The 23,089-nt window shown below is 41.9% G+C and carries 25 protein-coding genes; 15 read left to right on the top strand and 10 right to left on the bottom strand.

Annotation, left to right across the window (positions count from 1 at the left end; genetic code table 11):
* Positions 1-2: 2 nt before the first annotated feature.
* Positions 3-1,745 carry a hypothetical protein gene (locus VMUT_RS04205; protein WP_048056862.1) on the top strand — a complete coding sequence of 581 codons (1,743 nt, stop codon included), beginning with the start codon at positions 3-5 and terminating at the stop codon, positions 1,743-1,745.
* Between the two features lie 41 nt (positions 1,746-1,786).
* Positions 1,787-2,698 carry a hypothetical protein gene (locus VMUT_RS04200; RefSeq protein ID WP_013604186.1) on the top strand — a complete coding sequence of 304 codons (912 nt, stop codon included), beginning with the start codon at positions 1,787-1,789 and terminating at the stop codon, positions 2,696-2,698.
* Positions 2,699-2,806: 108 nt separating this feature from the next.
* On the opposite strand, the gene VMUT_RS04195 is transcribed toward VMUT_RS04200, so the two are convergent.
* Positions 2,807-3,808 (bottom strand): NAD(P)H-dependent amine dehydrogenase family protein, encoded by a 1,002-nt coding sequence (locus tag VMUT_RS04195; protein ID WP_013604185.1) that lies wholly within the window; start codon positions 3,806-3,808, stop codon positions 2,807-2,809.
* A gap of 409 nt (positions 3,809-4,217) precedes the next feature.
* Here VMUT_RS04195 and VMUT_RS04190 point away from each other — a divergent pair, with 409 nt between their 5' ends.
* From VMUT_RS04190 to pyrH, 3 genes are read left to right on the top strand one after another with little or no spacing between them, the layout of a single operon-like run.
* Positions 4,218-4,400: a chromatin protein Cren7 gene (locus VMUT_RS04190; RefSeq protein ID WP_048056861.1), complete on the top strand. Its 183-nt coding sequence runs from the start codon at positions 4,218-4,220 to the stop codon at positions 4,398-4,400.
* Positions 4,401-4,453: 53 nt separating this feature from the next.
* Positions 4,454-4,972 carry a hypothetical protein gene (locus VMUT_RS04185; protein ID WP_013604183.1) on the top strand — a complete coding sequence of 173 codons (519 nt, stop codon included), beginning with the start codon at positions 4,454-4,456 and terminating at the stop codon, positions 4,970-4,972.
* A 27-nt stretch (positions 4,973-4,999) separates the two neighbouring features.
* Entirely contained in the window at positions 5,000-5,677 is a 678-nt protein-coding gene (gene pyrH / locus VMUT_RS04180) for a UMP kinase (protein ID WP_013604182.1), read from the top strand.
* Here the strand turns inward: pyrH and VMUT_RS04175 are convergent.
* On the bottom strand, positions 5,624-6,229 hold the full coding sequence (locus VMUT_RS04175; protein WP_052298497.1) for an HD domain-containing protein: 606 nt from the start codon (positions 6,227-6,229) through the stop codon (positions 5,624-5,626). The genes pyrH and VMUT_RS04175 overlap by 54 nt on opposite strands.
* Before the next feature lie 66 nt (positions 6,230-6,295).
* Here VMUT_RS04175 and rsmA point away from each other — a divergent pair, with 66 nt between their 5' ends.
* Positions 6,296-7,126, top strand: coding sequence for a 16S rRNA (adenine(1518)-N(6)/adenine(1519)-N(6))-dimethyltransferase RsmA (gene rsmA / locus VMUT_RS04170; RefSeq protein WP_013604181.1), 831 nt, complete (start codon positions 6,296-6,298; stop codon positions 7,124-7,126).
* Positions 7,127-7,131: 5 nt separating this feature from the next.
* On the opposite strand, the gene rnz is transcribed toward rsmA, so the two are convergent.
* Positions 7,132-8,055, bottom strand: coding sequence for a ribonuclease Z (gene rnz / locus VMUT_RS04165; protein WP_013604180.1), 924 nt, complete (start codon positions 8,053-8,055; stop codon positions 7,132-7,134).
* Positions 8,056-8,114: 59 nt separating this feature from the next.
* On the opposite strand from rnz, the gene VMUT_RS04160 reads away from it, so the two are divergent.
* Positions 8,115-8,840 (top strand): hypothetical protein, encoded by a 726-nt coding sequence (locus VMUT_RS04160; protein WP_013604179.1) that lies wholly within the window; start codon positions 8,115-8,117, stop codon positions 8,838-8,840.
* Here the strand turns inward: VMUT_RS04160 and VMUT_RS04155 are convergent.
* Positions 8,829-9,503: an ArsR/SmtB family transcription factor gene (locus VMUT_RS04155; protein WP_013604178.1), complete on the bottom strand. Its 675-nt coding sequence runs from the start codon at positions 9,501-9,503 to the stop codon at positions 8,829-8,831. The two genes, VMUT_RS04160 and VMUT_RS04155, sit on opposite strands and share 12 nt — an antisense overlap.
* 96 nt (positions 9,504-9,599) lie before the next feature.
* Between VMUT_RS04155 and VMUT_RS04150 the strand changes: the two genes are divergently transcribed.
* Both VMUT_RS04150 and VMUT_RS04145 read left to right on the top strand, forming a co-directional pair.
* Positions 9,600-10,664 (top strand): radical SAM protein, encoded by a 1,065-nt coding sequence (locus tag VMUT_RS04150; protein ID WP_013604177.1) that lies wholly within the window; start codon positions 9,600-9,602, stop codon positions 10,662-10,664.
* Between the two features lie 76 nt (positions 10,665-10,740).
* Positions 10,741-11,526 (top strand): SDR family NAD(P)-dependent oxidoreductase, encoded by a 786-nt coding sequence (locus tag VMUT_RS04145; RefSeq protein ID WP_013604176.1) that lies wholly within the window; start codon positions 10,741-10,743, stop codon positions 11,524-11,526.
* 28 nt (positions 11,527-11,554) lie between these two features.
* Here VMUT_RS04145 and tenA read toward each other — a convergent pair whose 3' ends face one another.
* Together tenA and VMUT_RS04135 are read right to left on the bottom strand one after the other, a co-directional pair.
* Positions 11,555-12,226, bottom strand: coding sequence for a thiaminase II (gene tenA / locus VMUT_RS04140; RefSeq protein ID WP_013604175.1), 672 nt, complete (start codon positions 12,224-12,226; stop codon positions 11,555-11,557).
* A gap of 32 nt (positions 12,227-12,258) precedes the next feature.
* Positions 12,259-14,115: a DNA topoisomerase gene (locus VMUT_RS04135; protein WP_013604174.1), complete on the bottom strand. Its 1,857-nt coding sequence runs from the start codon at positions 14,113-14,115 to the stop codon at positions 12,259-12,261.
* Between the two features lie 78 nt (positions 14,116-14,193).
* Between VMUT_RS04135 and VMUT_RS04130 the strand changes: the two genes are divergently transcribed.
* Entirely contained in the window at positions 14,194-14,889 is a 696-nt protein-coding gene (locus tag VMUT_RS04130; protein ID WP_013604173.1) for a hypothetical protein, read from the top strand.
* Here VMUT_RS04130 and VMUT_RS04125 read toward each other — a convergent pair.
* Positions 14,876-16,747, bottom strand: coding sequence for an ATP-dependent DNA helicase (locus VMUT_RS04125; RefSeq protein ID WP_013604172.1), 1,872 nt, complete (start codon positions 16,745-16,747; stop codon positions 14,876-14,878). The genes VMUT_RS04130 and VMUT_RS04125 overlap by 14 nt on opposite strands.
* A 120-nt stretch (positions 16,748-16,867) precedes the next feature.
* Between VMUT_RS04125 and VMUT_RS04120 the strand changes: the two genes are divergently transcribed.
* Together VMUT_RS04120 and VMUT_RS04115 are read left to right on the top strand one after the other, a co-directional pair.
* Positions 16,868-18,394: an elongator complex protein 3 gene (locus VMUT_RS04120; protein ID WP_013604171.1), complete on the top strand. Its 1,527-nt coding sequence runs from the start codon at positions 16,868-16,870 to the stop codon at positions 18,392-18,394.
* 4 nt (positions 18,395-18,398) lie between these two features.
* A complete protein-coding gene (locus tag VMUT_RS04115; RefSeq protein ID WP_013604170.1) occupies positions 18,399-19,193 on the top strand; it encodes a carbon-nitrogen hydrolase family protein in 795 nt (264 codons plus the stop codon).
* Here the strand turns inward: VMUT_RS04115 and VMUT_RS04110 are convergent.
* Complete coding sequence (locus tag VMUT_RS04110; RefSeq protein ID WP_013604169.1) at positions 19,190-20,419, bottom strand: acyl-CoA dehydrogenase family protein; 1,230 nt, start codon at positions 20,417-20,419, stop codon at positions 19,190-19,192. The genes VMUT_RS04115 and VMUT_RS04110 overlap by 4 nt on opposite strands.
* A gap of 80 nt (positions 20,420-20,499) precedes the next feature.
* Between VMUT_RS04110 and VMUT_RS04105 the strand changes: the two genes are divergently transcribed.
* Positions 20,500-21,627: a VIT1/CCC1 transporter family protein gene (locus VMUT_RS04105; RefSeq protein ID WP_013604168.1), complete on the top strand. Its 1,128-nt coding sequence runs from the start codon at positions 20,500-20,502 to the stop codon at positions 21,625-21,627.
* Here the strand turns inward: VMUT_RS04105 and VMUT_RS04100 are convergent.
* Both VMUT_RS04100 and VMUT_RS12935 read right to left on the bottom strand, forming a co-directional pair.
* On the bottom strand, positions 21,624-21,893 hold the full coding sequence (locus VMUT_RS04100) for a hypothetical protein (RefSeq protein WP_048056860.1): 270 nt from the start codon (positions 21,891-21,893) through the stop codon (positions 21,624-21,626). The genes VMUT_RS04105 and VMUT_RS04100 overlap by 4 nt on opposite strands.
* A 110-nt stretch (positions 21,894-22,003) precedes the next feature.
* Positions 22,004-22,156, bottom strand: a complete 153-nt coding sequence (locus VMUT_RS12935; protein ID WP_193387205.1) for a hypothetical protein — start codon at positions 22,154-22,156, stop codon at positions 22,004-22,006.
* Positions 22,157-22,262: 106 nt separating this feature from the next.
* Between VMUT_RS12935 and VMUT_RS12190 the strand changes: the two genes are divergently transcribed.
* Complete coding sequence (locus VMUT_RS12190) at positions 22,263-22,499, top strand: ATP-binding protein (protein ID WP_013604165.1); 237 nt, start codon at positions 22,263-22,265, stop codon at positions 22,497-22,499.
* Between the two features lie 24 nt (positions 22,500-22,523).
* Positions 22,524-23,045: an AAA family ATPase gene (locus tag VMUT_RS04090; protein WP_013604164.1), complete on the top strand. Its 522-nt coding sequence runs from the start codon at positions 22,524-22,526 to the stop codon at positions 23,043-23,045.
* Positions 23,046-23,089 lie beyond the last annotated feature (44 nt).

Below are 23,089 nucleotides of genomic sequence, written 5' to 3'. Positions count from 1 at the left end.
AGATGGCTAGTGGTAATAAAGATATTAATAGATCTAGGCGTAGGTTCCTAGAGACTATAGTCGCTAGTACAGTAGCCATCGGTGCTGGCGTTATTGGTTACGAGATTGGTAAGGAGCTCATTAAATGCCCACCATGCCCTAAATGCCCGCAAATCCCTTCTAATGCCACCACTACTACGCCGACCAGTGGTGTCTCATGTAGTTGCCCTCCATGCCCGGCACAGAGCATTCCTCAGGGCTACGATTATATAATCTTCATCAATAATGGGAATTACTACGTAATGAATTCGAGCGGTCAAACAATTTATCAATCCAGTGACCCGGGCTCGGCGATTTCCTACGCCATCAATCAATTAGGCAGTAATGGTGGTAGAGTCCTCATTAGAAATGGCGTGTATGTATGTACCTCATATCCCTGCGTCACAATCAATAACACATCAAGCAGTGGCACACCTGGCTTAATCATTATTGAGGGTGAGGATCCGACGGGCACAATATTCACAGTGGGTAATAGCGCCGTTAGCTCCTCGGGGCAGGGGTTGTTCGTGATTAGTGGGTCATACATGTGGCTTAGGAGGGTTGGCTTTAATGGGAATGCGGGTAATAACACGTACAGTGTTGGTAATCAATTCAACATTGCAGTGAGTGGCGCCAAGTTCGTGTGGATCGACTCAATATATAGCACGAATGGGCCCGGCGCGGTTGGTGTGCTTAATTCAAGCAACGTGATTGTGAGTAACGTGGTGAGTGAGGGTGACTCGATTGGGGTTTACGTGGGTGGCTCAGACACGGTGCTCATCGGTTACTCATCGCTCAGGGGGAGTGGTAATTACGGTGTTGAGGTTTCATCATCAACGAATACTGTTATTTACGGATCATCAATAATAGATGCGGGCAATGGCGTGCTCATAAATGATGGTGATGTATTGATTGATGGGGGCACAATAACCTTCCCAACCGTGAGTGGTGGTTACGGTGTGAACGCCACCATAAGCACGGCTGGTCGTGAGGTCATTATCTCGGGCACCGCAATCACGGGTAGCGTGGCGAACGCAATAAACGCCGCAGTAAACACCCAGGGCACATTGGCGATACAGGACTCCGTAGTAATGGCTGGGTCCAAAAGCACACTGAGAGTGTCATCAACGCCGGGTAACGGGGCCGAGTTAGTGATAATTGGCGCCAGCTTCAGGGACCAGGTGACCACGGCTGGCTCAAGCCCATACAACATAAACGGCGTAGACAGCGTCGCAATAATAAACAGCGCATTCCAATTCGGGAACCAAACAAGTAGTGCAAACGGCCCAAGCATAAGCAACGCCAAGTACTTGATACTCAGGGGCAACACCATTGCCGGCTACTCAACGGGCATAGGTATCAGTAGCTGCAGTTCAGCATACCTATATGATAATTACTTCGCGGGAGTCACCACACCCGTTAGTTACAGTAATGTTTCTTTAATGTATGCTATTAGGAACATTGGTTGGGTACCCACGGTAACTACGCCGTCCGTGCCCAGCTCAGGGTCGCAGGTAGTTAATACCTACCCAGTGCCAGTCACGGTGTGTCTATACGGTGGGTCAGTAAGCCAGGTAACGATAACCAAGGCTGGGCAATCAATCATTGCGTTTCAATCATCAACACCGCAATCAATAAATGGTGAATGCTTCCTACTGGATCCAGGGGACTCCATAGCGATTAATTACACGCAGCCACCGAATTGGGCATGGATACCAATGACCTAGGCAAGAATTTATTACTAGGAGTTTAAATGAGCAAAATTGTGATGTTGAAGGGTAGATGGATGTGGCTTGCCCTGGTGTTGACTGCATTGTTGCTAGTTATTGTAGATGTTAGTTCATATTCACAGCAAAATACGGTTTTAATAGCCTATAGGGATATTTCATACTTAGGCGCTAATGGTGTTAATGTCACTAAGGACGTGTCCTTACTTAATAATGCCATAGTACTAATGGAAAGTGGAAATTATACAGGTGCTCAGTCACTTGCTAATGAGGTTATTAAGGACACGCAGTCATTGAGGGGGTCGTTTTATGTGAGTATCATATACATGGTGCTGCCTGGTATTATCTCTATAATTGTAATCATAACCCTAATAGTCATGTATTTAATGAGGGAGCGAATCATTGGTAAATTGATTATTAAATTTAGGAGTCATTATAAGGTTATTAAGGGGAGCGGCAAGTCAAGGACTATGCTATTTAATGAGGAGGTTCTCGCCGTGGTAGCTGCCATAATCGTGGTATTCCTAGTATTCTTTTCCTTCTATCCAGCAATAAATAGGTATGCGATTGAGCCATATGCAGCAATAGCGTTTCTTGGACCTAACGGTACAATAACGCAATACCCAAGTATTGTCTACCCTGATGAACCGATCAACGTAAGTGTATATGTATATAATGGTATGGGGAGACCCATTTGGTTTGTTGTCTATGTTTATGTTACGAATACAAGCTTCATAGAACCGCCATTAAACGCCACACCAATAATGACACTACAAAGAATACTCCTCAATAATGAGAGTTGGGTACAGGGAATAACCCTAAGTATTAATAAGACGGGTAATTACAGGGTATTTGCAACTTTATGGATGTATGACCCAAATAATCTAGAACTTAAGTACCTAAACACGTACGTTTATCTAACACTTAATGCTACGAGTCAATCATTCCCTTAATAAGACTTCCATAATTATTAAGGGATTTACATAGGCATGCTAAGTAGGGGTGAGGTAACGACACACTGAAAGGGCAATGCAAAATAACTTAGCATGTGGCCCATTAAATTATTTTGAAGTCAACACTGAATATGAGTAGTTTATTAAGTCCTTGAGTGTTATTAATCCAGGTCTTGCATCTAATACCCTGGGTGCTAGGTTAATTATTACTGCGGCCGTAGCTGGATCGCCTGCCGTACCAGTACTTCTCCAGGTAATCGATGGCTCGCCCTCAAGTCTAACCTCCTCAAAATCCTCACAACCTGCACAGGCCCTCAGCTCAACTCTTATAATCTCCCTGCCATTAATGAAACCGCTTCCATGACCAACCACTCCCTTGACCTGCCCAGGCTCCATCTTGAAGTACTGCGTCTCATAATGCTTTTCTGCAATTAAAGCCTCCTGACCTTCCTCGACCCTATCTAGTTTAAGACCAATTATACTGGCTAAAAGATGCACTGATTCTGCAAAACCAACGTGAGCCGTTATCTCACCCCTACTTAACGCCTCATTGAACTGGCTTGGAGTCATTCCAAGACCAATCTTCTTCTGGAAGGAATACCTCCTCTTTGAGGCATCCAATGACCTGATTACAGTGATCTTATCAAGCCTTGTTAACGTTACTGAAAGCACGGCCGGTAACGCATCGAATACGAAACCTGGATTAACACCGGCACCTAGTATGGTTACATTGTGATTTTTCGCGTAACTATCAACAAGCTCTGCCAGGTCTGAATACCTATACCAGGGCCATGATAGGGTTTCACATGTGGATATTACGTCTGCGTTGGCCTTAACGGCCTTCATTATTTGTGGATACACCTTATCAAAGAAACTACCTGTTGAGTGAAGAACGATGTCTGGGTTAGAATCCTTAAGGACTTTATCAGCATCACTTTCCACTTTAATACCCAGGGTCTTACCCAATCCTATTACCTCACCAAGATCCTTACCAACCTTCTGAGGATCAATATCCACCGCACCCACAATCTCAAAGCCCCTCTCAACTGCAATCCTGGCTATTAATTGACCAATAGGACCCACACCATAAATCACGGATTTGATCGCCATCAATTACTACATTAACTCTACGGATTTATAATTATTATCATAATGTTCAATAAAATATATTACCTAACCCATTAATTCATCCCTCGATCAGCGCTTGGAACCCCTCATCCCTTAATCAGCACCTAAATTATATAACTATGATTCACCTTAAAAGTCTTTTCAATAATATTAATTCCATCTTTAACCTAAACGATGCTTATATTCATAGTCCTTAATACCTTACCTATTTACTCAATAATGAAGTTGGTATTAATTACCGTAAAAAATAGAATTATTACCATTAAACAATAATTACTCTGCTATACTCCTTGTTGTAATTACCCGCGTAGAAAGAGCATTATAAATATTAATTTATGCATTGTTTACGGTTATGATTATTTATTAAGGATAGAATAATTACTAAAGTACAATGGCGGAGCTATCAAGTTACATGGAGAAGGAGTATGAAGTCGAGTGTGATGGCCAATCAATGAAACTCAAACCAGTTAAGGTTTGGATGCTTGCTCCAAAGGGTAGGAGAGGCGTAATAATTGGGTTGTTTAAGTGTCCTGGTGGTAAGGTAGTTAGGAAGGCTATTGGTAAGGCTGAATAATTCATTCAATTAATAAGGATATCTTTAAAATAAACCCATGATTTAAACCTAAAATGCATAGTTACGATGCCATTAAGGCTTTAACCGAGGAGTATAGATCACGCTTTGTTAAGGTTATTCAGCAAATTTGTAGGTGTAAGCGTGAGTATGAGAGAAATAGGGATCTAATGAACATACTAAGCATTGGTGAGGATATTATTCAATGCATTAAATCAAAGAGGCCCTGTGACTTGGGGCTTATTAAGGTTAAGATAATTAAGAAATTTCTTAATACGCAGGTAATAATTGTGATTAATAATGAGGAAATTACTGTTGATGAATTTAATAAATTGGTGGCATCAGCTAAGTTCTTTAAGGAATGGTATGATAATGATTGCTCAATAGATTCTTACATGCAACCATTAATAGGTGCTGATCATTATGATGAAATTAAGGAATTCCTGGCAAAAAATCTTGAGAAGTTACAGTACGTATGCGACAATGCAATGCCGGGCCTAGATCTTAATGACTTGCCAATTTACGTCTCTAATGGCATTACTAAGGCTATAAGTGACTTGGTTAGGAAAGTTTAAGAAAGCATTGCACAATGAAATCAATGAATGATTCGGGAATCATTCACATTAAAACTAAGTGGGCACCTATTTGACAGTGAGGATTTATTACCTAAATACGTGGATTTAATTCGTGAATTATGGAAGAACGGTTATAGGATGGCAATAGTGACTGGGGGTGGTTCTCTCGCACGTAGGTACATAGAGCTTGGCAGGAAGATTAACATAAATGAATCATTATTAGACATGCTCGGTATATCAGCCAGCAGGTTAAATGCCCAGTTATTAGCTGCCGCACTCAGTGATATTGCCTACCTACCGATACCCACGAACCTTGATGAGGTCTTTAGGGCGTGGTCAACAGGTAGGTTAGTAATCACGGGTGGCTTCCAACCAGGTCAATCAACGGCCACGGTAGCACTACTCATCAGTGAATTCTTAGGTATTAAGAGACTAATTGATTGCGCAAACATCGATGCCGTCTATACGAACGATCCGAGGGTTGACTCCAACGCCAGGAAACTCGATAAAGTGAGCATTAGTGAGTTAATGGCTATACTTAGGTCAAGGACGGTGGCAGGTACTTACGACTTACTCGACCCATGGGCATTAAGCATAGCCCAGAGGAGCGGTATTACGATCTACGTGATTGGTTGCGGTAAGTTAAGCTCATTAAGGAGACTCATTACTGAGGGTACTAGTGACGGTACGGTCATCACACCATGAAAGAATAGGGTTAACGATGTTATTAATGACTTGCCCAATATTATCTGTGAATTCATTCAATAACTTTTCCACTAATTCCCTGTAATTAATAATTAATTCTCTCGTGTCATAACCAGTCTTGGCGTAAATGCATGCCCTAATAAATGTTGCTAGTTTATCGGCAAGATTCACAATCCTACCCTCAACGCTCAATCCATACCTATACTCCCTAAAGTAATTACGTAATTCCTCGGGAAACCCAAGCTCATCAAATAACCTAGCCTCTAAATCCCTCCATTCATTAATTAATAACCTCACATTATTACCCACATTACCTGCCAATGCCTCGTGCGCGTCATGAATAAGGGCCATAGAAACGCACTTGCTCACGTCAATGGTATCATTAATTCTCTTAACCTCATTACATATAATTAATGTGATATAACTCGTAAGCAGTACGTGATCACCAACGCTTTCAGCAATGACTTGCGGGATTCCACGTTGTATCCAACCAATCCTTGGTGTGTTAAGTATTGTATCCACGATTGAGACCGCATTTATCAACAATGACACTTCGATTGAAACGAAAAACCTGTTTAAAAGCTTATTAGTATTGATTTCTCAGGGGAATACTGAGTAATGCTTCCTGACCTTGAGACAGTTACTAAAGAGGACCTAATGAACTTAATTATGAAGTATAGGTTAAGGTTGAGAAAAAGACTGAGTCAGCATTTTGTTGTTGATCCAATGGTTATAAGGGATATTATTAGTCATGTGCCGTTGAATTCAAACGTACTTGAGATTGGTACTGGAATCGGAATATTAACTTATTACCTAGCCAAGGTAACGTCACAAGTAATTACTGTTGAAATTGACGGGAGACTCGTAAGAATAGCCGAACGCGTTTTGAACCAATTAAATAATATATCTATAATTCAGGGTAATGCCTTGGAAATACCATGGCCTCAAGTCGATATTATTGTTTCTAATGTACCGTACTCAATAACATCACCATTAATAATAAGAATAATTAGGGAGGGAATTCCAAGGGCTTTATTAACAATACAGAGGGAGGTGGCTAATAGGCTCATTAGTAAACCTGGTGGCGATGATTATGGTAGGTTAAGTATAATTACCCAGTGTAATTACTTCGTGAGTATCTTAAACACGTACCCACCTGATTCCTTCTATCCAAGCCCTGAAATTTACTCATCATTAGTAATGATGACCAAGAAGGAGCCTTGTTATGGCGATATGAAGGCTCTCGAATCAGTGACCAACGTACTCTTTAGGCATAGGAATAGGGTCCTTAGGTGGGTGCTTAATAAATACCTTGGCTCTGATGCGGTAAATGCCCTGATGAAGGCTAATATTAATGTGAATGCACGGGTTAGGCAATTGGGAATTGATGAACTAGTTAAAATAACAGAATACTTAAAACCGTTCATAGGCGGTGATGGTGGTGATTAATTCATTTATGAGAAAATCACCAGGCTCATTAAATCCCTGGCGGCTATGACGTTCGTGAAAACCTCCGATGCCTCCACAGCCAGTAGCTCTGGATCAGAGTACCTATTACTAATGTGTGTTAATACTAACCTATTGACGCCAGCTTTTCTAGCAATCTCAGCAGCGTCTATTGATCTAGAGTGACCTTGATTCCAAACCATGCTGTGATCCTCAACAGCCGAGAAAGTTGAATCATGAATAAGTACCTGGGCATCCCTAGCTATGTTTATGACAGAATCACTGGGTGCAGTATCGCCAGTATAAACAAGCCTTACTAAACCACTACTCCTAACCTCAACAACATCCTCGGGTTTTATAACCCTGCCATCATCAAGAACAACAACCTCACCCATATGCAACCTTTTCCAATACTTTACAGGAACACCCAATTCCCTAGCCCTCTCTGGATTGAACCTACCTATATATGTTCTCCAATTAAGGGAGTAGGCACAGTCGGGTACCGTGTGTTTCGCCAATACGCATTGTAGGTTAAAATTCTCCTCATTAATAATATCCTTAATCCCCTCTGAGGGTTCTATCTCGTAGATTTGTACATGAAATGGTGGATCACCAACAATCTCCATGTTACTCTTCACGAAGTTTACTATTCCATGAGGACCGCTAATCACCAAGTCCTCCTCCCTACCAAGCATTGCCATAGTGGCTAGTAATCCAGGTAATCCAAATATGTGGTCGCCATGCATGTGCGTAATGAACACATGGGTTATTTTCAATGGGCTTACGCCAATCTCAAGAAGCCTGTATTGAATGCCCTCACCAACATCAAGCAGTATCTTCCTTTGACCATCCTCAACCAATATTGCGGGTAAGTACCTATCTCTACTTGGTGTTCCTGCACCTGTTCCTAAAAACGTAACCTTTATCAGCATCTCACCATGAATTAACCAGGTTTATTTAAATAGGAATCCTCTTGGATTATTAAAGTGGAATGAGCAGTAGTAACGTGAACGTTGAGGATTTAATTAAGAGCTTTAGGGTAGGTTATGACAAGGCAGGGCTAACAATATACGTGATTCCCAGGGAAAACGTAACCTCAATAACTAGGGACACAGGGTATGCCTTTAATAATGAGGATATTCAATTATACGGAACAAGAGTAATACTTCATTTACCATGTAATGGAATAATCTATGGAAGATACCTTACACACATAAATAATGAATTAAAAGGACTATTTGTAGTAATTACGGAGAATAATTGTGACATTAGTATTTCATGGTATGAGGAAGGCATAGACGTAAAAACCCACGTGAAATCCAATGAGGCGTTAATCATTATTGTAAGGCTTATGAGAATCAAACCACATAGAATCAAGCCCAGCAGCTATGCGCTTAGGATAATGAGAGCATTAGGGCTCTCAGGTAGATTATTGTACTCCGACACTAATAATGAAATTCAAGTATTCGGTATAGAGGGAGGATTAATTCCATCATTCCAGGGTAACTGCATGAGTGAGTTCATCATTAAGCAATGGAAATTGATCTTTGATGAATGCGGCTTTATAGTTAAGGTAATTAGTGATAATGACAATATACTGCTTATCGGTGGCGTTAATACCATGGTGATTAAGCAATATTACCCATCGCTCGATAAGTGGTATGAATTAAGCAGGGTTACGGGCTTCAGGAATTACCTAGTTGTATTAGAGGGCTAGGTTTGCATGCTTCATGAAAATAGAGTTTAGGCGCGGGCTGTCAAGCATTATTGCGTTGTTTATCATGTTTATCCTAAACTCCTTAAGTATTAACTGTGTATATAGGTACATAAGCGCCCTACCTGCATCATCATAATCAACACTTATGTGATACTGCTTTCCAATTCTCTTAATCCAGTCGAGGCATGCTTCATGTGAAGGACATGAATTCCTACATTCATGGTTCGAGAATGTTGGTGTTAGTAATATGAACTTACGGCCTCTGACATCTACGAAAGCACCATAATTAGCGGGTATTATTATTTTCATACCATGCTCATTAGCCTCAAGCTTAAACCCCAGGTAAACCATGGCCGATGGCACATAGTATATCCTATTGGCCTCTCTACTTAATCCAACAGTCTTTACTTCATCATTGTTTAATTGCCTAACCCAACCAAAGTCCTCGAGCGCCTTCACATGCCTATGAACAACGCCCTTAAGCATTCCTAACTCCTGCGCCAATGACGTAACTGTCATGGGACCTCTACTGAGCATATCCATTATGTTTATTCTAATGCTATTACCTAATAACGCGTCAAAGGACTCAATGGGTAAAACAGCCACTGATTTCACATTGATCCTAAACACATTTAATTTATCTATTACATTTATCCTAATCATTTACGTCCACAAATATGTAACCCTTTGAGTTTAAAACCCTATTTTGCTAAATCATAGGAATTAGTAAACGCATAACCGAGACATGCCGGGACCACAATGTGGAAGAGGAGTATTGATGAGGTTAAGAGAATCAGGAAAGTAATCAGGGTAGATAGGGATACACCTCAGGTAGGTACTCTAGCCTTCGGCATAGTTGATAGAGGTACGAATGTAATAGAGGTTAGGCCAACAACACTATGCCCATTATCCTGTATATATTGCTCGGTTAATGCAGGCCCAAAATCAACAAATAGGTGGGCAGAATTCATTGATGATCCTGAGACATTATTAGCGGCGTTGGAGGAGGTCGTTAGGTTTAAGGGAACGATGGATATTGAGGCCCATATTGATGGTATGGGTGAACCAGGCGTTTATCCATACCTGGTCAATCTTATTCGTGGTATTAAGGCAATAAACGGAATTTCTACAGTATCCATGCAGACTAGGTTATACATGTTTAGTGAGGATGAACTCAAGGAATTGGCACAGGCAGGTTTAGATAGGATAAACCTAAGTATTGATTCATTAAATCCTGAATTGGCCAGGAAAGTAAGTGGGGCTTCTTGGTATGATGTAGATCACATTAAGGAACTAGTATCACTAGCACTTGAGTTGGGCATTAATGTTGTTGCATCCCCCGTTTGGTTACCTGGTATAAATGATAATGATATAGTTGAGATCATTAGATGGGCTACAAATGTAGGACTAGGCAAGGGTGAGTTACCACCCGTACTTATTCAAAAGTATATACCGCATAAGAGAGGTAGAAAGGTGAAGGTTAGGATTATGACATGGCAAGAATTCTGGGAAAAAATCAAGAACCTGGAGAGGGAGTTGGGCGTTAAGTTAACGGCTACTAATGAGAAATTAAACATACATAAAGCCCCTCAATTGCCTAAGCCATATCCTATTGGTGATGAGGTTAAGGTTAAGATAATTAGCAGGGGGATAATTAGAGGTGAATTCCTAGGTATTATATTGCCAATAAAGGACTCGGTAATACACGATAGAGTTATTACGGTAATAGCTAATCCCCATATGGAATCAATACTAATTGAAAATCAGGTTAAGGTTAAGATAATTGAAAACAGTGATAATATATACATTGGTAAACTTATTTAATACGTATACTATATTAACTATATAATTATTAGCTAGGTAACGCTTAATTCACTTCTTATTAACCTAGCCACTTGATATGGTTAGGAGAGTTGCTGTTGTTTCAGGTTCGGGTCGTGGTATTGGTAGGGCTATTGCCGTTAGGTTGGCTAAGGATGGTTTTGGCGTTGTTGTTAATTATAAGAGGCATGATGAGGAGGGTGAGGAGACCATGAGTTTGATTAAGAGTGTTGGTGGTGAGGCGATAATTGTTAAGTCTGATGCTGCTACAGCTGATGGTGCAAAGGCCATGATTGATGAGGCAATTAAGCAGTGGGGCTCTGTTGACGTTGTCGTTAATAACGCTGGTCTCGGCATAATGAGACCCTTCGTAGACATTGACGAGGGTTTGTGGGATAAGATAATAAACACGAACCTGAAGTCAGCCTACTTACTGACTAAATTCGCCGTGCCTCACATGATCAAGAATAATTGGGGCAGGATCATAAACATGAGCTCGATAGAGGGTATAATGGGCGCAGCATACAATGTTCCCTACGCAACGGCGAAGGCTGCCCTGATAGGATTCACAAAGGCCCTGGCAGCTGAGTTGGCGCCCTATGGCATAACCGTTAATGCAATAGCCCCCGGCCTTGTCAAGACCAAGTTGGGTATGAGCCTACTGCAGGTGCTTAATGTTAAGGAGGAGGAGTGGGTTAAGACTGGTACACTGACTGGCCGTATAATAGAGCCTGAGGAGGTTGCTGATTTAGTGGCGTTCCTCGTGGGTGATTCTGCGAGAAATATAACGGGCCAGGTATTCGTAATAGACGCAGGAACAACAATACTGCCAGCAGCGAGGCACCTCTCAAGCATGCCCAGGTAAGGGTGGTATTGGTATTAGTTTATTAAAATTATAATACCCATTGTTCCTGCCTGTATGCCATATCCCAAAATAAATACTCATAAACACTGGCCTGCCTAAATATATTCAGTAGCTTGTCGAAGTCCCTCATTAAATAATCACTGGCTTTATCAATTATCACTCTGAGACTATCAACTATACCTGAATATTCAGGGGTTAAGTAGATCGAGGCCCAATCCCTATAAATCTTAATGGGATTACTCCTTAATTTCTCCACATGGTACCTAGCGATCTCCAGGTAAGTCCAGTAACACGGTAATATCGCCACTAAGCCCTCGTATGGACTGCCTAAGGTGCATGTAGTCAATAGGAAGTTCATATACGCAATATTTGTAGGACTCGGTCTTATCCTAATAGCATCATCAAAACTTAGATTAAGAGTATTAAGTAGCTTATTGTAGTTCTCAAGCTCTGTGGATACATCAGCAAGCGCAAGTTCAAGGATCTTTCTCATGGTTGTTGGATCCTCAAACTTAGATGCTATTATGGCTTGGCATTTTGTTAATGTTATTAAGTAATTGTAATCCTGAATAACGTAGAACCTAAACTTCTCAAGTGGTAACGTACCGTTGAATAATTCAATAACAAATGGATGATTAAATATTCTATACCAAATATCATTGACACGACTCCTAAGTAGATCAGTAATATGACTATTCATTACGCCCTAATTATTGCTCAGGAATAAAAGTATTATGATACTTTCCTGTTACTATTCCTGTTAGTTTTACTTAATGATTCCTTTAATGCCTTTATGAGCTCCATAGCGACTTCATTTTGCCTATTCATGAACTTTTCATATATCTTCCTGGCCTCACTCTTAAATGTAAACAATACATCAGTGGGCCTTAGTGAACCACTTGTTATTTCCATGAGAGCCTTCTCCATGCGTGACCTAAACCATGGATCAATGAGCTCACCACCTGTCTTACTAAATACGTTTATTACTGCCTTGCCCAATGGCGTTGGTATACATTGCTTATTCCTGACCCTAAAGTATCCACGGATTATGTTCGTATGAATATGATCCTGCATTGTCGCGTCAGTTCCAATGCCGTATTTCCTCATTAACCTAAGCAATTCCGACTCTGATAGATATGGTGGTGGTTCAGTCTCCCTTTCCTCAACCCAGGCCTTAATAATACTTAACTCATCACCTAACTTCACCCTTGGTAGTACCTTCTCACTTGGACTTTCAAATGGGTAAATCACTAGGTAGCCCTTATCAATCATTCTTAATCCATCCGTACTAAATCTATGATCAACAACTTCAACAACTATTCTCTGTCTCTCAATACGGGCAGGAGGACTTAACGTAGCCATAAAGTGCCTAACCACTAAATCGTAAATCTTCCAATACCTCTCATTCTTGAAGTACCTAAGCAACTCCTGCCTTGAAACACCTCTTGTTGGGTATATTGGTGGATGCGCACCATCGTTACTATTACCACGAGTTGGCTTAATAGTCATGCCCAGTAATGTCTTTGCATAGTCACCATGCTCACCATGGGTAAGTTCAAGGAGTACCTGCTTAAGGCTTAGTGTTGGTGGATAAATAGTCGTCTCGGTCCTAGGGTATGAAATATAGCCATGCCTATAAAGTTCCTCAGCTATGTCAAGAGCCGCCTTAGGCCTAATGTTCAGGAACCTACTGGCTCTTCTTTCAAGTTCTATTGTATCGAGAGGAACAGGGGGACCCAGGAAATCCTCCTTATAACTGGCAATTATTACCTTAGCCTTGGCCATACTCCTTACTAGGTTCAGTATCTTCTCAGCCTCCTGCCTGTCCTTAAATACACCATCATGATCAAGCATTATCCTCTTTCCATCGGCATCAACAATTATGTGCAATGTATAGTACTTCTCAGGCTTGAAGTTCTCCCTCTCAAGAGCCCTTTGCACGACGAGGTTAAGTACCGGTGTCTGACACGGTCCATAACTGAGGAAGCTCCCCCTCGATAGTGCTTTTCTATCGATTTTCTCAACACTGAGGGTTAATGCTCTAGTGAAGACGGCACCTAGTGTTAGGTCTAGGACCATCCTTGTGAAGACCCTCTTGGCAAGACCAGGGTTTAAGTTCGTTGGTGAGTTGAAGGCCTCTATGATGGCGTTCCTAGTCACTGCTGAAAATAAAACCCTCTTGAAGACTGCTCCTGGGTTTACGTTCCTTATAACAAACATGGCCTCATAGGCTATGGCTTCACCCTCAGGATCAGCGTCTAGGGCTAAGTACACCGTATTAGCACTTGCTCCTAAGTGTGTTAATGCCCTCACGTAGTTTAAATCATCCCCCCTAATCACTAGTATCGGTTCAACGTCAAATAGCTTCGATGGCTCTACGGAATGCCACTTATTTAACTCCTCAGAAAAATCAACATTCATTATGTGTCCCTTAAGCCCAATACTAACCCACTGCCTATTGTCTCTCGTGAACCAGTATGCCTTAATACCGTAAATCCTCCTGATACTTATACTACCCTGGGCTAGGTACTTGGCAATGGCCCTAGCCACTGAATCCTTCTCAGCAACAACCAGCGAATCAATAATCATTAACCCTTATCACCAACTCTTTTTCGAAACATTTATTAACTTATTAATTATAAAGCTTAATAATTAATGGTGTTATAAATGAGCGAGAAAAAACCAGAAGAGAAACAGACCAGGAAACCACCTTACCAGCAATACCCAGCTTATCCACCTCCACCACCGCCACAGATACCGCCGCCACCTCCACCTCAGTATAGACCACCTCCACCACCTCCATACTCACAAACCTATCAACCCCCACCTCAATTACCTCCAAGGCAAGCACCAGTCACTAGACCAACAACTCAGCAGCCTAGGATTGAGGAGCTAACACCCAGCTTAAGCAAGCTCGTGCTTTACCTAGGTATACCACTTGCGTTGATAGCCATTGTATTCGTAATAACAGCCATAACCCTATTCCCAACAACAAGCGATGCTTATGTGCCATACTCCTCAATAGCATTTATGGCATCCTTAATAGCCATTGCTGCAGCATTAATAATTAGTTTTATAGCCATGTATCAAATAGCCATGGGCCTCGATAGGAGATTCGAATACATATCAAGGATAATGAAACAACAATCAACATCGCAATCCGTAGCCACTGCCGCAGCGCCAACGACTCCACAATATATGCCACAACCTCAACAAAACCCAGAAAGAATATTGGCGCCACCAAGACCACCGCAGATAAAGCCCCAGCAAGTGCAGCAACAACAGTATGCCGCACAGGAAGGTGGTGAAGCCGGTGAGGAGCAGTCGCAGGAAGGCTCTGAGGAAAATATTAACGAGGAGTAAAGTTTTTGATTTCATTAATTAATTCCTTCTCATCAACAATGACATACTTACCGAAATAATCCTCGAATATTTTAGCGAGCCTCATTTCCCTAAATCTACGGTCCATGAGCACTATTAATGCCTTATCATCCTCAGACCTAAAGGCCCTACCCACTGCTTGCTTAATCCTAACTATGGCAGGCCATTGATACGTTAATTCCCAAGCCATCCTCCTATCGTTAAGCCTGGCCGCCAGAATTTCCATTATGTCATCAAGATAATCATTAGGTTCTGGGTATGGAACACCAATAATGATTATAAGGCCGAGTAGGTTCTCGGTGCCGAGCCTATATTCAACACCCTCAACAAGTTTACCACCAGCCACAGCCATTATTAATTTTCTACGGTTGCTCCTTAAATCCCTGATTAAATCATCAATTGACGTACTACCTAGCTCCATTACGTACTTAACACCTGGACTTAGGTATTTCCTAACGGCCTTGAGGACTACGTATGATGGGAATATTGATAGTATTGCCTTATCAAGTGTATATGCCTGGTAAATTCTACTGAGCACATCAGCGATCTTAGCGTATTCCTCCTCATCCCTTTCCACGTATCTTGTGGTAATACCATCATAAACCAGGACTTCATAATTCTCAGACTTAACATAATCTCTAAAGCCAATCCTATACTCAACAACATCCCTATTTATACCCAGCATGCTCACTACGTAATCCTTTGGTGGTAATGTACCACTCATAAGTACAACGCCATTTGCATCATTAATTACGGAGCTGCTTACTACAGATGGGTCAACGCACTTATAAACAAGGGAGACTCCTTGCTCGTCCCTGGCAAGAAATACGCTGAAACCACTCACCTTATTGAGTACGGCTTTATGAAAATCCAATAGGCGGGATAGTGGTGTATATGGTATTGGAACACCAGCACTTCTCTTCTTCTTAATTATTTCATAATAGGCATCTTTTATTGCTTGGAAATCCTCAAAGAATTGAAGGACATCCCCCAACTCCAGTGATACCATCGTCTCCTCCTCAAGAATCCTACTTAACTTAACCATGTATGTTTGTAAACCCCTTAGTATCCTGAGAACTCTATTTTTCAGTTCTTCATCATCAATTAACTTCTTAACCTCAGCAATCGAGGCAATTACCGAGGCCAAGGGTAGGTTAATAGTATTCAATCCACTTATTGCATCCGGTAAATTATGTGCCTCATCAATTATTAAAACGGAATTCTTAACATCAATATTTATGGATTCAGGCTTATTGATACTAAAGATGTAGTAATAGGTCATAATACCGATCTTAGCCCGATCCAGGTACATCCTGGATACCTCATAAGGACAAACATTGAGTGCACATAATGATGATACATACTCATTAATACTACCTGTATTATCCATTATATGAAGCATTAAACTATTAACATCAACTCTCCTAATATTGGAATAATAGGGGCATTCGTCACTTGATCTCAAAAACCTACACTCCTCAAGGAATTCCTCGTATGGGAGTTTACGTGTACTAACCATACAGCACATATCTGGTCTATTCCTAATTATCACATAATCAATATCAACGCCCCTATCCCTTAACCTACGTAACTCCCTAATTGGCGCCTGAGCCTCATTTTTAGTCCTAATCAGAAATAGAACCTTAACGCCACTCTCCTCCGCATATGCTAATGAAGCCGCTAAGGCACTTGCCGTCTTACCAACACCTGTTGGCGCCTCAATTAGCGCAATTTTACCACTTGATAATGAATCATAAATACCCCTGGCTATCTCCCACTGATACTTCCTAAATACGTCATATGGAAAATACCTCTTAATTAATGACCTAATTCCCGACACCTATATCAATTAAAACATCACTACTTGGTTTAAAAACCTATGATGCGATCAATATTAAATTACCTGCTATAAATGATGAAAGCGTTTTAAAGACCCATAAAGGACCTATAGCTGCAGGTAATGAATAGCCTAAGTAATGCATTACTTAATAGATTAAAGCCCACTAGGACGATATCTGGGGTAGTTCCAATTGCCATAATGGTTGAGCCCGTGGCATGCCCATTCAATTGCATATACTGCCCAGGTGGAAAAAAGACAAACACGCCAAAGAGTTACCTCCCGGACTCGCCTGTGGTATTACGGGCAGCACCATTGAATTACGATCCATACAAGCAGGTGGTGGCTAGGATAAGGCAATACGAAGCTCTTCATCATCCAGTATCTAAGGTTGAGCTAATAATAATGGGCGGCACAGTGACCTCACTGCCTGAGTCATACCTTGAGTGGTTTGTTGGCAATGCATTCAAGGCTGTTAATGATTATCCATTCATAGGCACGGAATCCATTGATAATACCAGTATTGAGTATGAACATAAACGCAATGAGAAGGCAAGAATTAGAGTTGTAGCTCTCGAACTAGAGACTAGGCCGGACTTCGTGAAGCCTAAGCACATAGATATTATGCTGAGACTCGGCTTTACTAGGGTTGAGATTGGTGTTCAGTCTATATACGATGATGTACTTAAGAGAGTTAAGAGGGGTCATGGTGTTAAGGAAGTCATTGAAGCGACCCAGTATCTAAAGGACTCTGCCTATAAGGTCTGCTACCACATAATGCCAGGGCTCCCTGGATCAACACCAGATAGGGATCTCGAGATGGTAAAGACAATATTCAGTGACCCAAGCTTCATGCCCGACTGCATTAAGGTTTACCCAACCTTTGTGGTAAAGGACACCGAGTTATACGAGGAGTGGTTAAAGGGCCTTTATAGGAGTTATGATGAGGAGACTTGGCACTGGCTCCTGGCCCGTATCATGGCTTCAATACCCAGATGGGTCAGGGTTATGAGGTTTGGTAGGGACATACCACTTCACTGGGTTGTTGATGGGCCAAAAATAGGTAATATGAGAGAAGTAGTGCTTAAGGATATGGAGGAACTAGGCCTTAATTGTGTGGAGATTAGGTGCCGTGAGGTTGGTCATAAGTACATAAAGAAGGGCCTAGTACCAACACCGAGGAGACTAATGATTAATAGGATTGATTATGAGGCATCGAGTGGTCATGAGGTGTTCCTAGAGGCTACTGATGATGAGGACACGCTCTACGGAATACTGAGGCTTAGGATACCAAGTGCTAATGCGCATAGGCCTGAGATAAAGGTTGGGAGGACTGCATTGATTAGGGAATTACATGTTTATGGTCCTGAACTACCAATTGGTAGTAAGACCACTGATTTGTTTTGGTGGCAACATCGTGGTATTGGTAGGGCATTGATGGCGAGGGCTGAGCACATAACTCTTGAGGAGTTTAATGCCTATAGGATGCTCGTTATATCAGGTGTCGGCGTTAGGGAGTACTATAGAATGCTTGGTTATAGGAAGTATCCAGGGAGTTTCTATATGTTTAAGGACCTTAGAAAGTCAATATTGACAGAACCCAACCTGAATGATCAATCTTCAAGTAATGAGAGTTTAATAATGGGTTAAGTATATGGATAGGCTTAAGGTAGCTATTGCTCAAACGAGGAGATTTAATAACTATAATGAGGGCGTTGCGTGGTTAAGGGCTAAAACTAGGGATCTATCAACGGATTTAATAATCCTACCTGAAAACTGGGTTGGAGTAAAGGTACTTAGTAGTGAGGAATTCAATGAATACGTAAGCCTGCTTAAGGAACTCGCTAATAACACAGGTGCCTTAATAATTGGTGGTGCTGTTTACGTTAATACCAACAATAGGAATGTAAGTATATGCCCCATGATCAATGAGAAGGGGCTCGTTAATTACTCGGAAAAGATTTATCCATCTAGGGCAACTGGCGAGAGAGCAGAAATAAGTAATGGCAATAGACTTGGCATTATTAAAATAAATGATTGGTACATAGGCTGCATAATATGTGTTGATGTACTATATCCTGAATTAACCAGGCTAATGGCTAAGCACGGCATAGACATAATAGCTAACCCCAGCAGCATAAGCATTGATAGAGTACCCCTATGGAGAAGCCTAGGCCTAGTAAGGGCATTTGAGAACTCGGCATACTTCGCATCAGCCATGGGTACAGGGTATAAGTATCCAGATAACCGTGATGTACTCGGTGGTAGTTTTATAACGTCACCTAACGGCGAGTTCGTATTAATTATTGAACCAGGTATTGAGGGACTATTTACGGCTGTCCTTAATTATAATGAGATTGAGTATGCACGTTCCCGAAGGGGGTATATCAATGACCTAAGAAATGAATATCTGATAAATAATGTTTTAATAAGCGTGACTAATGCCTAAGTTATTGATTTAGCAACATCAGGATTTAGAATGCCCTTCTTCGTCAACGTCCTTATCAACTGTCTAAAGGCCACAACTCTCTGAATGTTATTGGCACCCTCGTAAATCTCCGTTATCTTAACATCCCTAAGAAACCTCTCTATACCAGTCTCATGAATTACACCGACACCACCATGAACATCAATTGCCTTAGAAACTATTTTCTCCGCAGCCTCAGTGGTATAAAACTTCGCCAGACTAGCCACATACTTAAACTCCTCCCTACCCTGGTCAGCCAGGTAAGCCGCTAAGTACGTTAGATACCTCGCCGTCATCAACTCAGCCATCATCTCAGCAAGGCCAAATTGTATGGCTTCAAAACTGGCTAGGTACTGACCAAAGGCCGTGCGCTGTAATGAGTACTGGAAGGCCTTCTCAAAGGCCGCCTGTGCCATGCCAAGTGCCTGCGCCGCAACACCAACCCTGGTCCTGTCGTAGGTCTCCATGGCTATTATGAAACCCATGCCAACATCACCAACCCTATTCTCGTCGGAAACCTCAACATCATCAAAAATAACCTCCACAGCATGACTACCTCTCAAACCCCTCTTCTCAAACTTAGCACCAATCTTAAGTCCAGGAGTTCCCTTCTCAACTATGAAGGCTGATATCCCAAACCAACGCCTATTTGGTTGCGGCTCGCTTGTCCTTGCAAAGACCATTATGTAATCAGCAATGTCGGCATTACTAATGAAGATCTTCCTACCATTAATAATCCACCTATCACCCCTCCTAACAGCCTTCGTCTGTATACCTGCAACATCACTACCGCAACATGGTTCCGTCATGGCATGGGCACCAAAGGCCTCACCCCTAGCTATTGGTGGTACGTACTTCCTCCTCAACTCATCACTACCAAAGAGGAGAAGGGGCGTTACGAATAAGTCATTGGTACCGCGGATAACGGCCAGAGGCGGTGCTACCCTGCTCAACTCCTCCATCAATATGACCGCTGATACTGTATCGCCACCCTGACCACCAAGGCTCTCATCAATGCCAATACCCCACAATCCCTGTTCCCCAAGCTTTCTTAATATGTCTCTAGGTACTTCATCCTTATCATCAAACTCAAGGGCATGAGGAGAAACCTCTCTCTCGAGAAACTCCCTAATGCTCTTCCTTAGGATCTCATGTTCCGGCTTAAATATTAATTGATAGTCCTGTAAACCATCCAGTGGAAATACCATACAGCGAACTATTTCTAATTTCCTTTATAAATTATCCCAGAATATAGATTTAATAAACCAAGTACTTACGTAGGTGATAGATGCAGTTAAGACTTAGCAAAGATGAGGTCATTGAGAATTATAAGGATGAGCTAACGGATGCTGAGATCTACGCAGCACTCGCTAAGATTGAGAATAATGAGGAATTAAGAAAGGAATTGTTAAAGTTATCACAGTACGAGACTAGCCACGCTGAGTTCTGGAGATTTATTGCTGATCAAGTAGGTATTGATGTTAGTAATGTAAGGTCCTCCAGGTTCTCAGTCATGTTCTCAGTATTAATTAGGAGGTTATTTGGGCTTGGTTTTCTCGTTAAGTTGAGGGAGAGTGCGGAGGTTGAGGCTATTGAGAGGTATGGTGAGATGGTTAGGAAGAATGCGCTTGGCCCATATACAGATAGGCTTAGGGAGATACTACTTGATGAGGTCTCGCATGAGGAGGTCTTTAAGGAGGAAGAGTCGAGGTTCGAAGCATTCATCGATAATATTAGGGATGCCATGTACGGAATGAGCGATGGTCTAGTGGAGGTGTTAGCTGCAGTGGCTGGTTTAGCCCCTGTCGTTGCTAATCCCATACTCATAACACTGGCTGGCCTAATAGTTGGTACTGCGGGCACGCTTTCAATGGCCGTAGGCGCTTATATGTCGACAAAGGCCCAGAGGGATATTAGGGAGACCATGTTGTCAAAGATAGATATAGAACTCGAGAACCTTGACATAGAGGATAGAACCAGGAGGGTTAAGAATGCCCTAAATAAAATGGGTATTGGCGAAAAAACAGCTAGTGAAATAGCCCCCAGCTTATCAACAGATGTGAACATAAGCAAAAGGATAACGGAAGTAAGCGAGATTGGCCTATCCGAAGAGGCGCTCGAGAACCCTGGGAAATCAGCCCTATACACGGGCATATTCTACCTAATAGGTGCATTACTCGTAATAGCGCCATTCCCATTACTAGGCCACATAATCGGCAACGTAGGCTCACTATACATATCGATAGTGCTCGTGGCTCTAGCACAGGCCATAAGTGGCCTATTAACGGCAATATCAGGAAGCGGCCGTATAGCCCATACAATGGCTATGAACATATTACTATCCCTAGGTGCAGCTGCAGCCACATACACAATAGGCACAATAGCGCATCAAATATTACACGTAGCAATAACCTAACCAGGCGTGCATGAGGCCCTAAAGGCCCTTCCTAACTCATCCCTAAAGCACCAAATGCCATTACTCGCGTCAATAATCACTATGCCTAACTCCGTTAAAGCCTTATCACTAAGAAGTACGTAATCCACAGACTCAGAAACAATGGGTATCAACCTAACGATGGGCGTATCTCTATCACTGACTAACACCTTAACGTTGATGCTCTCCCTAAAACGATATATTGGGGGCAATCCCTGAAGCCGTACGAATGGCGTAAACCTCAGCATCACCACCCGATAGGTTAAGCCCAAGTCTCTGGGCAACATCAATAGGCATTAGTATACCAGGTCCTAAACCTTCAAACCCAGTATTGGCGGGGGCGCAGGTAATGACTTCGTTATTTTCCCTTCTTATTACGATCCTTAACCAAGTGGTCATCCCTACTCAAGCCCCTAATATACTCATCATAAGTCCCTAAATAAGCAATATACCTAATATAACCAACGAAGCCCTTAACCTCAAGCTTAGGAAGCTCCTTCTTACTGCTCATCTGCTGCACCAAGGTATTACTAATGAGGGTATTTAAAAGCTGACTCATTTTTCTAGGTTCAGGGATTTAAGCACCCCTGTGTATTATATACAGGGGTGAGTATTCCATGTTATTCGACATAGAGCCAAAAACGAGGAGAGAGGGCCTCTTCGACAGAGACAACGAGGTAGATAGCATCCTAAACTTCATAAGGGGTAGGTCAAGGTTCCTTGAAATATACGGAATTAGGCGTGTCGGCAAGACATCGGTACTGAGGGTTGCCCTAAATGAAGTAAACATACCGTATTGCTACATTGACGCTAGGACCCTTGAGAATGACTTCACGAAAAGAAGGTTCTACTAATTAATATCGAATTGTCTAACTGAGTTGTCCATTAAGTGGCGACTTGAGAACGTTATTAGGAATATCGCGAAGATTATTCGAGGCATAAACGTATTCGGCAGTGGTATTGAACCTAATATTGAGGTTGATTGGAGGAGCGTTTACCTGGTGGATTTACTAAACGCCTTATCTAAAAACCTATACCAAATAGTAATAGCGATAGATGAGACCCAAATACTTAGGATGTTAAAGGGATTTGGCAAGGTCGACCTCACACAGATACTTACCTATACATACGATAACCTAAGCAATGTTAAGGTAATATTAACAGGCTCTGAAGTTGGACTACTACACGGTTTTCTAGGTCTCGAAAACCCCAAGTCACCACTTTACGGGAGATTCATCGAGGAACTAACGATAACTCCGTTCAATAGGGACGCTTCAGTTCAATTCCTAATAACGGGCTTTAGGCAATACGGAATCGAGGTAACAATGAGTGAGATACTTGATGCTGTTGATAAACTTGATGGTATCGTAGGGTGGTTAACGTACTACGGCAAATACTAGATAATAGACCCAATAATAAGGATAAAATTCATCCTGGTTTAAAC

Source organism: Vulcanisaeta moutnovskia 768-28, assembly GCF_000190315.1.
GTDB lineage: Archaea > Thermoproteota > Thermoprotei > Thermoproteales > Thermocladiaceae > Vulcanisaeta > Vulcanisaeta moutnovskia.
This window is presented reverse-complemented; position numbering and strand designations above follow the sequence as displayed.

Bases quoted from the DNA above. Each gene is read 5' to 3' on its own strand.
- VMUT_RS04135 (WP_013604174.1), bottom strand. From the start codon at position 14,115: ATGATTATTGATTCGCTGGTTGTTGCTGAGAAGGATTCAGTGGCTAGG.
- VMUT_RS04120 (WP_013604171.1), top strand. From the start codon at position 16,868: ATGAATAGCCTAAGTAATGCATTACTTAATAGATTAAAGCCCACTAGG.
- VMUT_RS12935 (WP_193387205.1), bottom strand. From the start codon at position 22,156: ATGAGCAGTAAGAAGGAGCTTCCTAAGCTTGAGGTTAAGGGCTTCGTT.
- VMUT_RS12190 (WP_013604165.1), top strand. From the start codon at position 22,263: ATGTTATTCGACATAGAGCCAAAAACGAGGAGAGAGGGCCTCTTCGAC.
- VMUT_RS04155 (WP_013604178.1), bottom strand. From the start codon at position 9,503: ATGATTAGGATAAATGTAATAGATAAATTAAATGTGTTTAGGATCAAT.
- VMUT_RS04190 (WP_048056861.1), top strand. From the start codon at position 4,218: ATGGCGGAGCTATCAAGTTACATGGAGAAGGAGTATGAAGTCGAGTGT.
- pyrH (WP_013604182.1), top strand. From the start codon at position 5,000: ATGATTCGGGAATCATTCACATTAAAACTAAGTGGGCACCTATTTGAC.
- VMUT_RS04160 (WP_013604179.1), top strand. From the start codon at position 8,115: ATGAGCAGTAGTAACGTGAACGTTGAGGATTTAATTAAGAGCTTTAGG.
- VMUT_RS04110 (WP_013604169.1), bottom strand. From the start codon at position 20,419: ATGGTATTTCCACTGGATGGTTTACAGGACTATCAATTAATATTTAAG.
- VMUT_RS04145 (WP_013604176.1), top strand. From the start codon at position 10,741: ATGGTTAGGAGAGTTGCTGTTGTTTCAGGTTCGGGTCGTGGTATTGGT.
- VMUT_RS04205 (WP_048056862.1), top strand. From the start codon at position 3: ATGGCTAGTGGTAATAAAGATATTAATAGATCTAGGCGTAGGTTCCTA.
- tenA (WP_013604175.1), bottom strand. From the start codon at position 12,226: ATGAATAGTCATATTACTGATCTACTTAGGAGTCGTGTCAATGATATT.
- rsmA (WP_013604181.1), top strand. From the start codon at position 6,296: ATGCTTCCTGACCTTGAGACAGTTACTAAAGAGGACCTAATGAACTTA.
- VMUT_RS04185 (WP_013604183.1), top strand. From the start codon at position 4,454: ATGCATAGTTACGATGCCATTAAGGCTTTAACCGAGGAGTATAGATCA.
- VMUT_RS04200 (WP_013604186.1), top strand. From the start codon at position 1,787: ATGTTGAAGGGTAGATGGATGTGGCTTGCCCTGGTGTTGACTGCATTG.
- VMUT_RS04115 (WP_013604170.1), top strand. From the start codon at position 18,399: ATGGATAGGCTTAAGGTAGCTATTGCTCAAACGAGGAGATTTAATAAC.
- VMUT_RS04195 (WP_013604185.1), bottom strand. From the start codon at position 3,808: ATGGCGATCAAATCCGTGATTTATGGTGTGGGTCCTATTGGTCAATTA.
- VMUT_RS04100 (WP_048056860.1), bottom strand. From the start codon at position 21,893: ATGCTGAGGTTTACGCCATTCGTACGGCTTCAGGGATTGCCCCCAATA.
- VMUT_RS04105 (WP_013604168.1), top strand. From the start codon at position 20,500: ATGCAGTTAAGACTTAGCAAAGATGAGGTCATTGAGAATTATAAGGAT.
- rnz (WP_013604180.1), bottom strand. From the start codon at position 8,055: ATGCTGATAAAGGTTACGTTTTTAGGAACAGGTGCAGGAACACCAAGT.
- VMUT_RS04130 (WP_013604173.1), top strand. From the start codon at position 14,194: ATGAGCGAGAAAAAACCAGAAGAGAAACAGACCAGGAAACCACCTTAC.
- VMUT_RS04150 (WP_013604177.1), top strand. From the start codon at position 9,600: ATGTGGAAGAGGAGTATTGATGAGGTTAAGAGAATCAGGAAAGTAATC.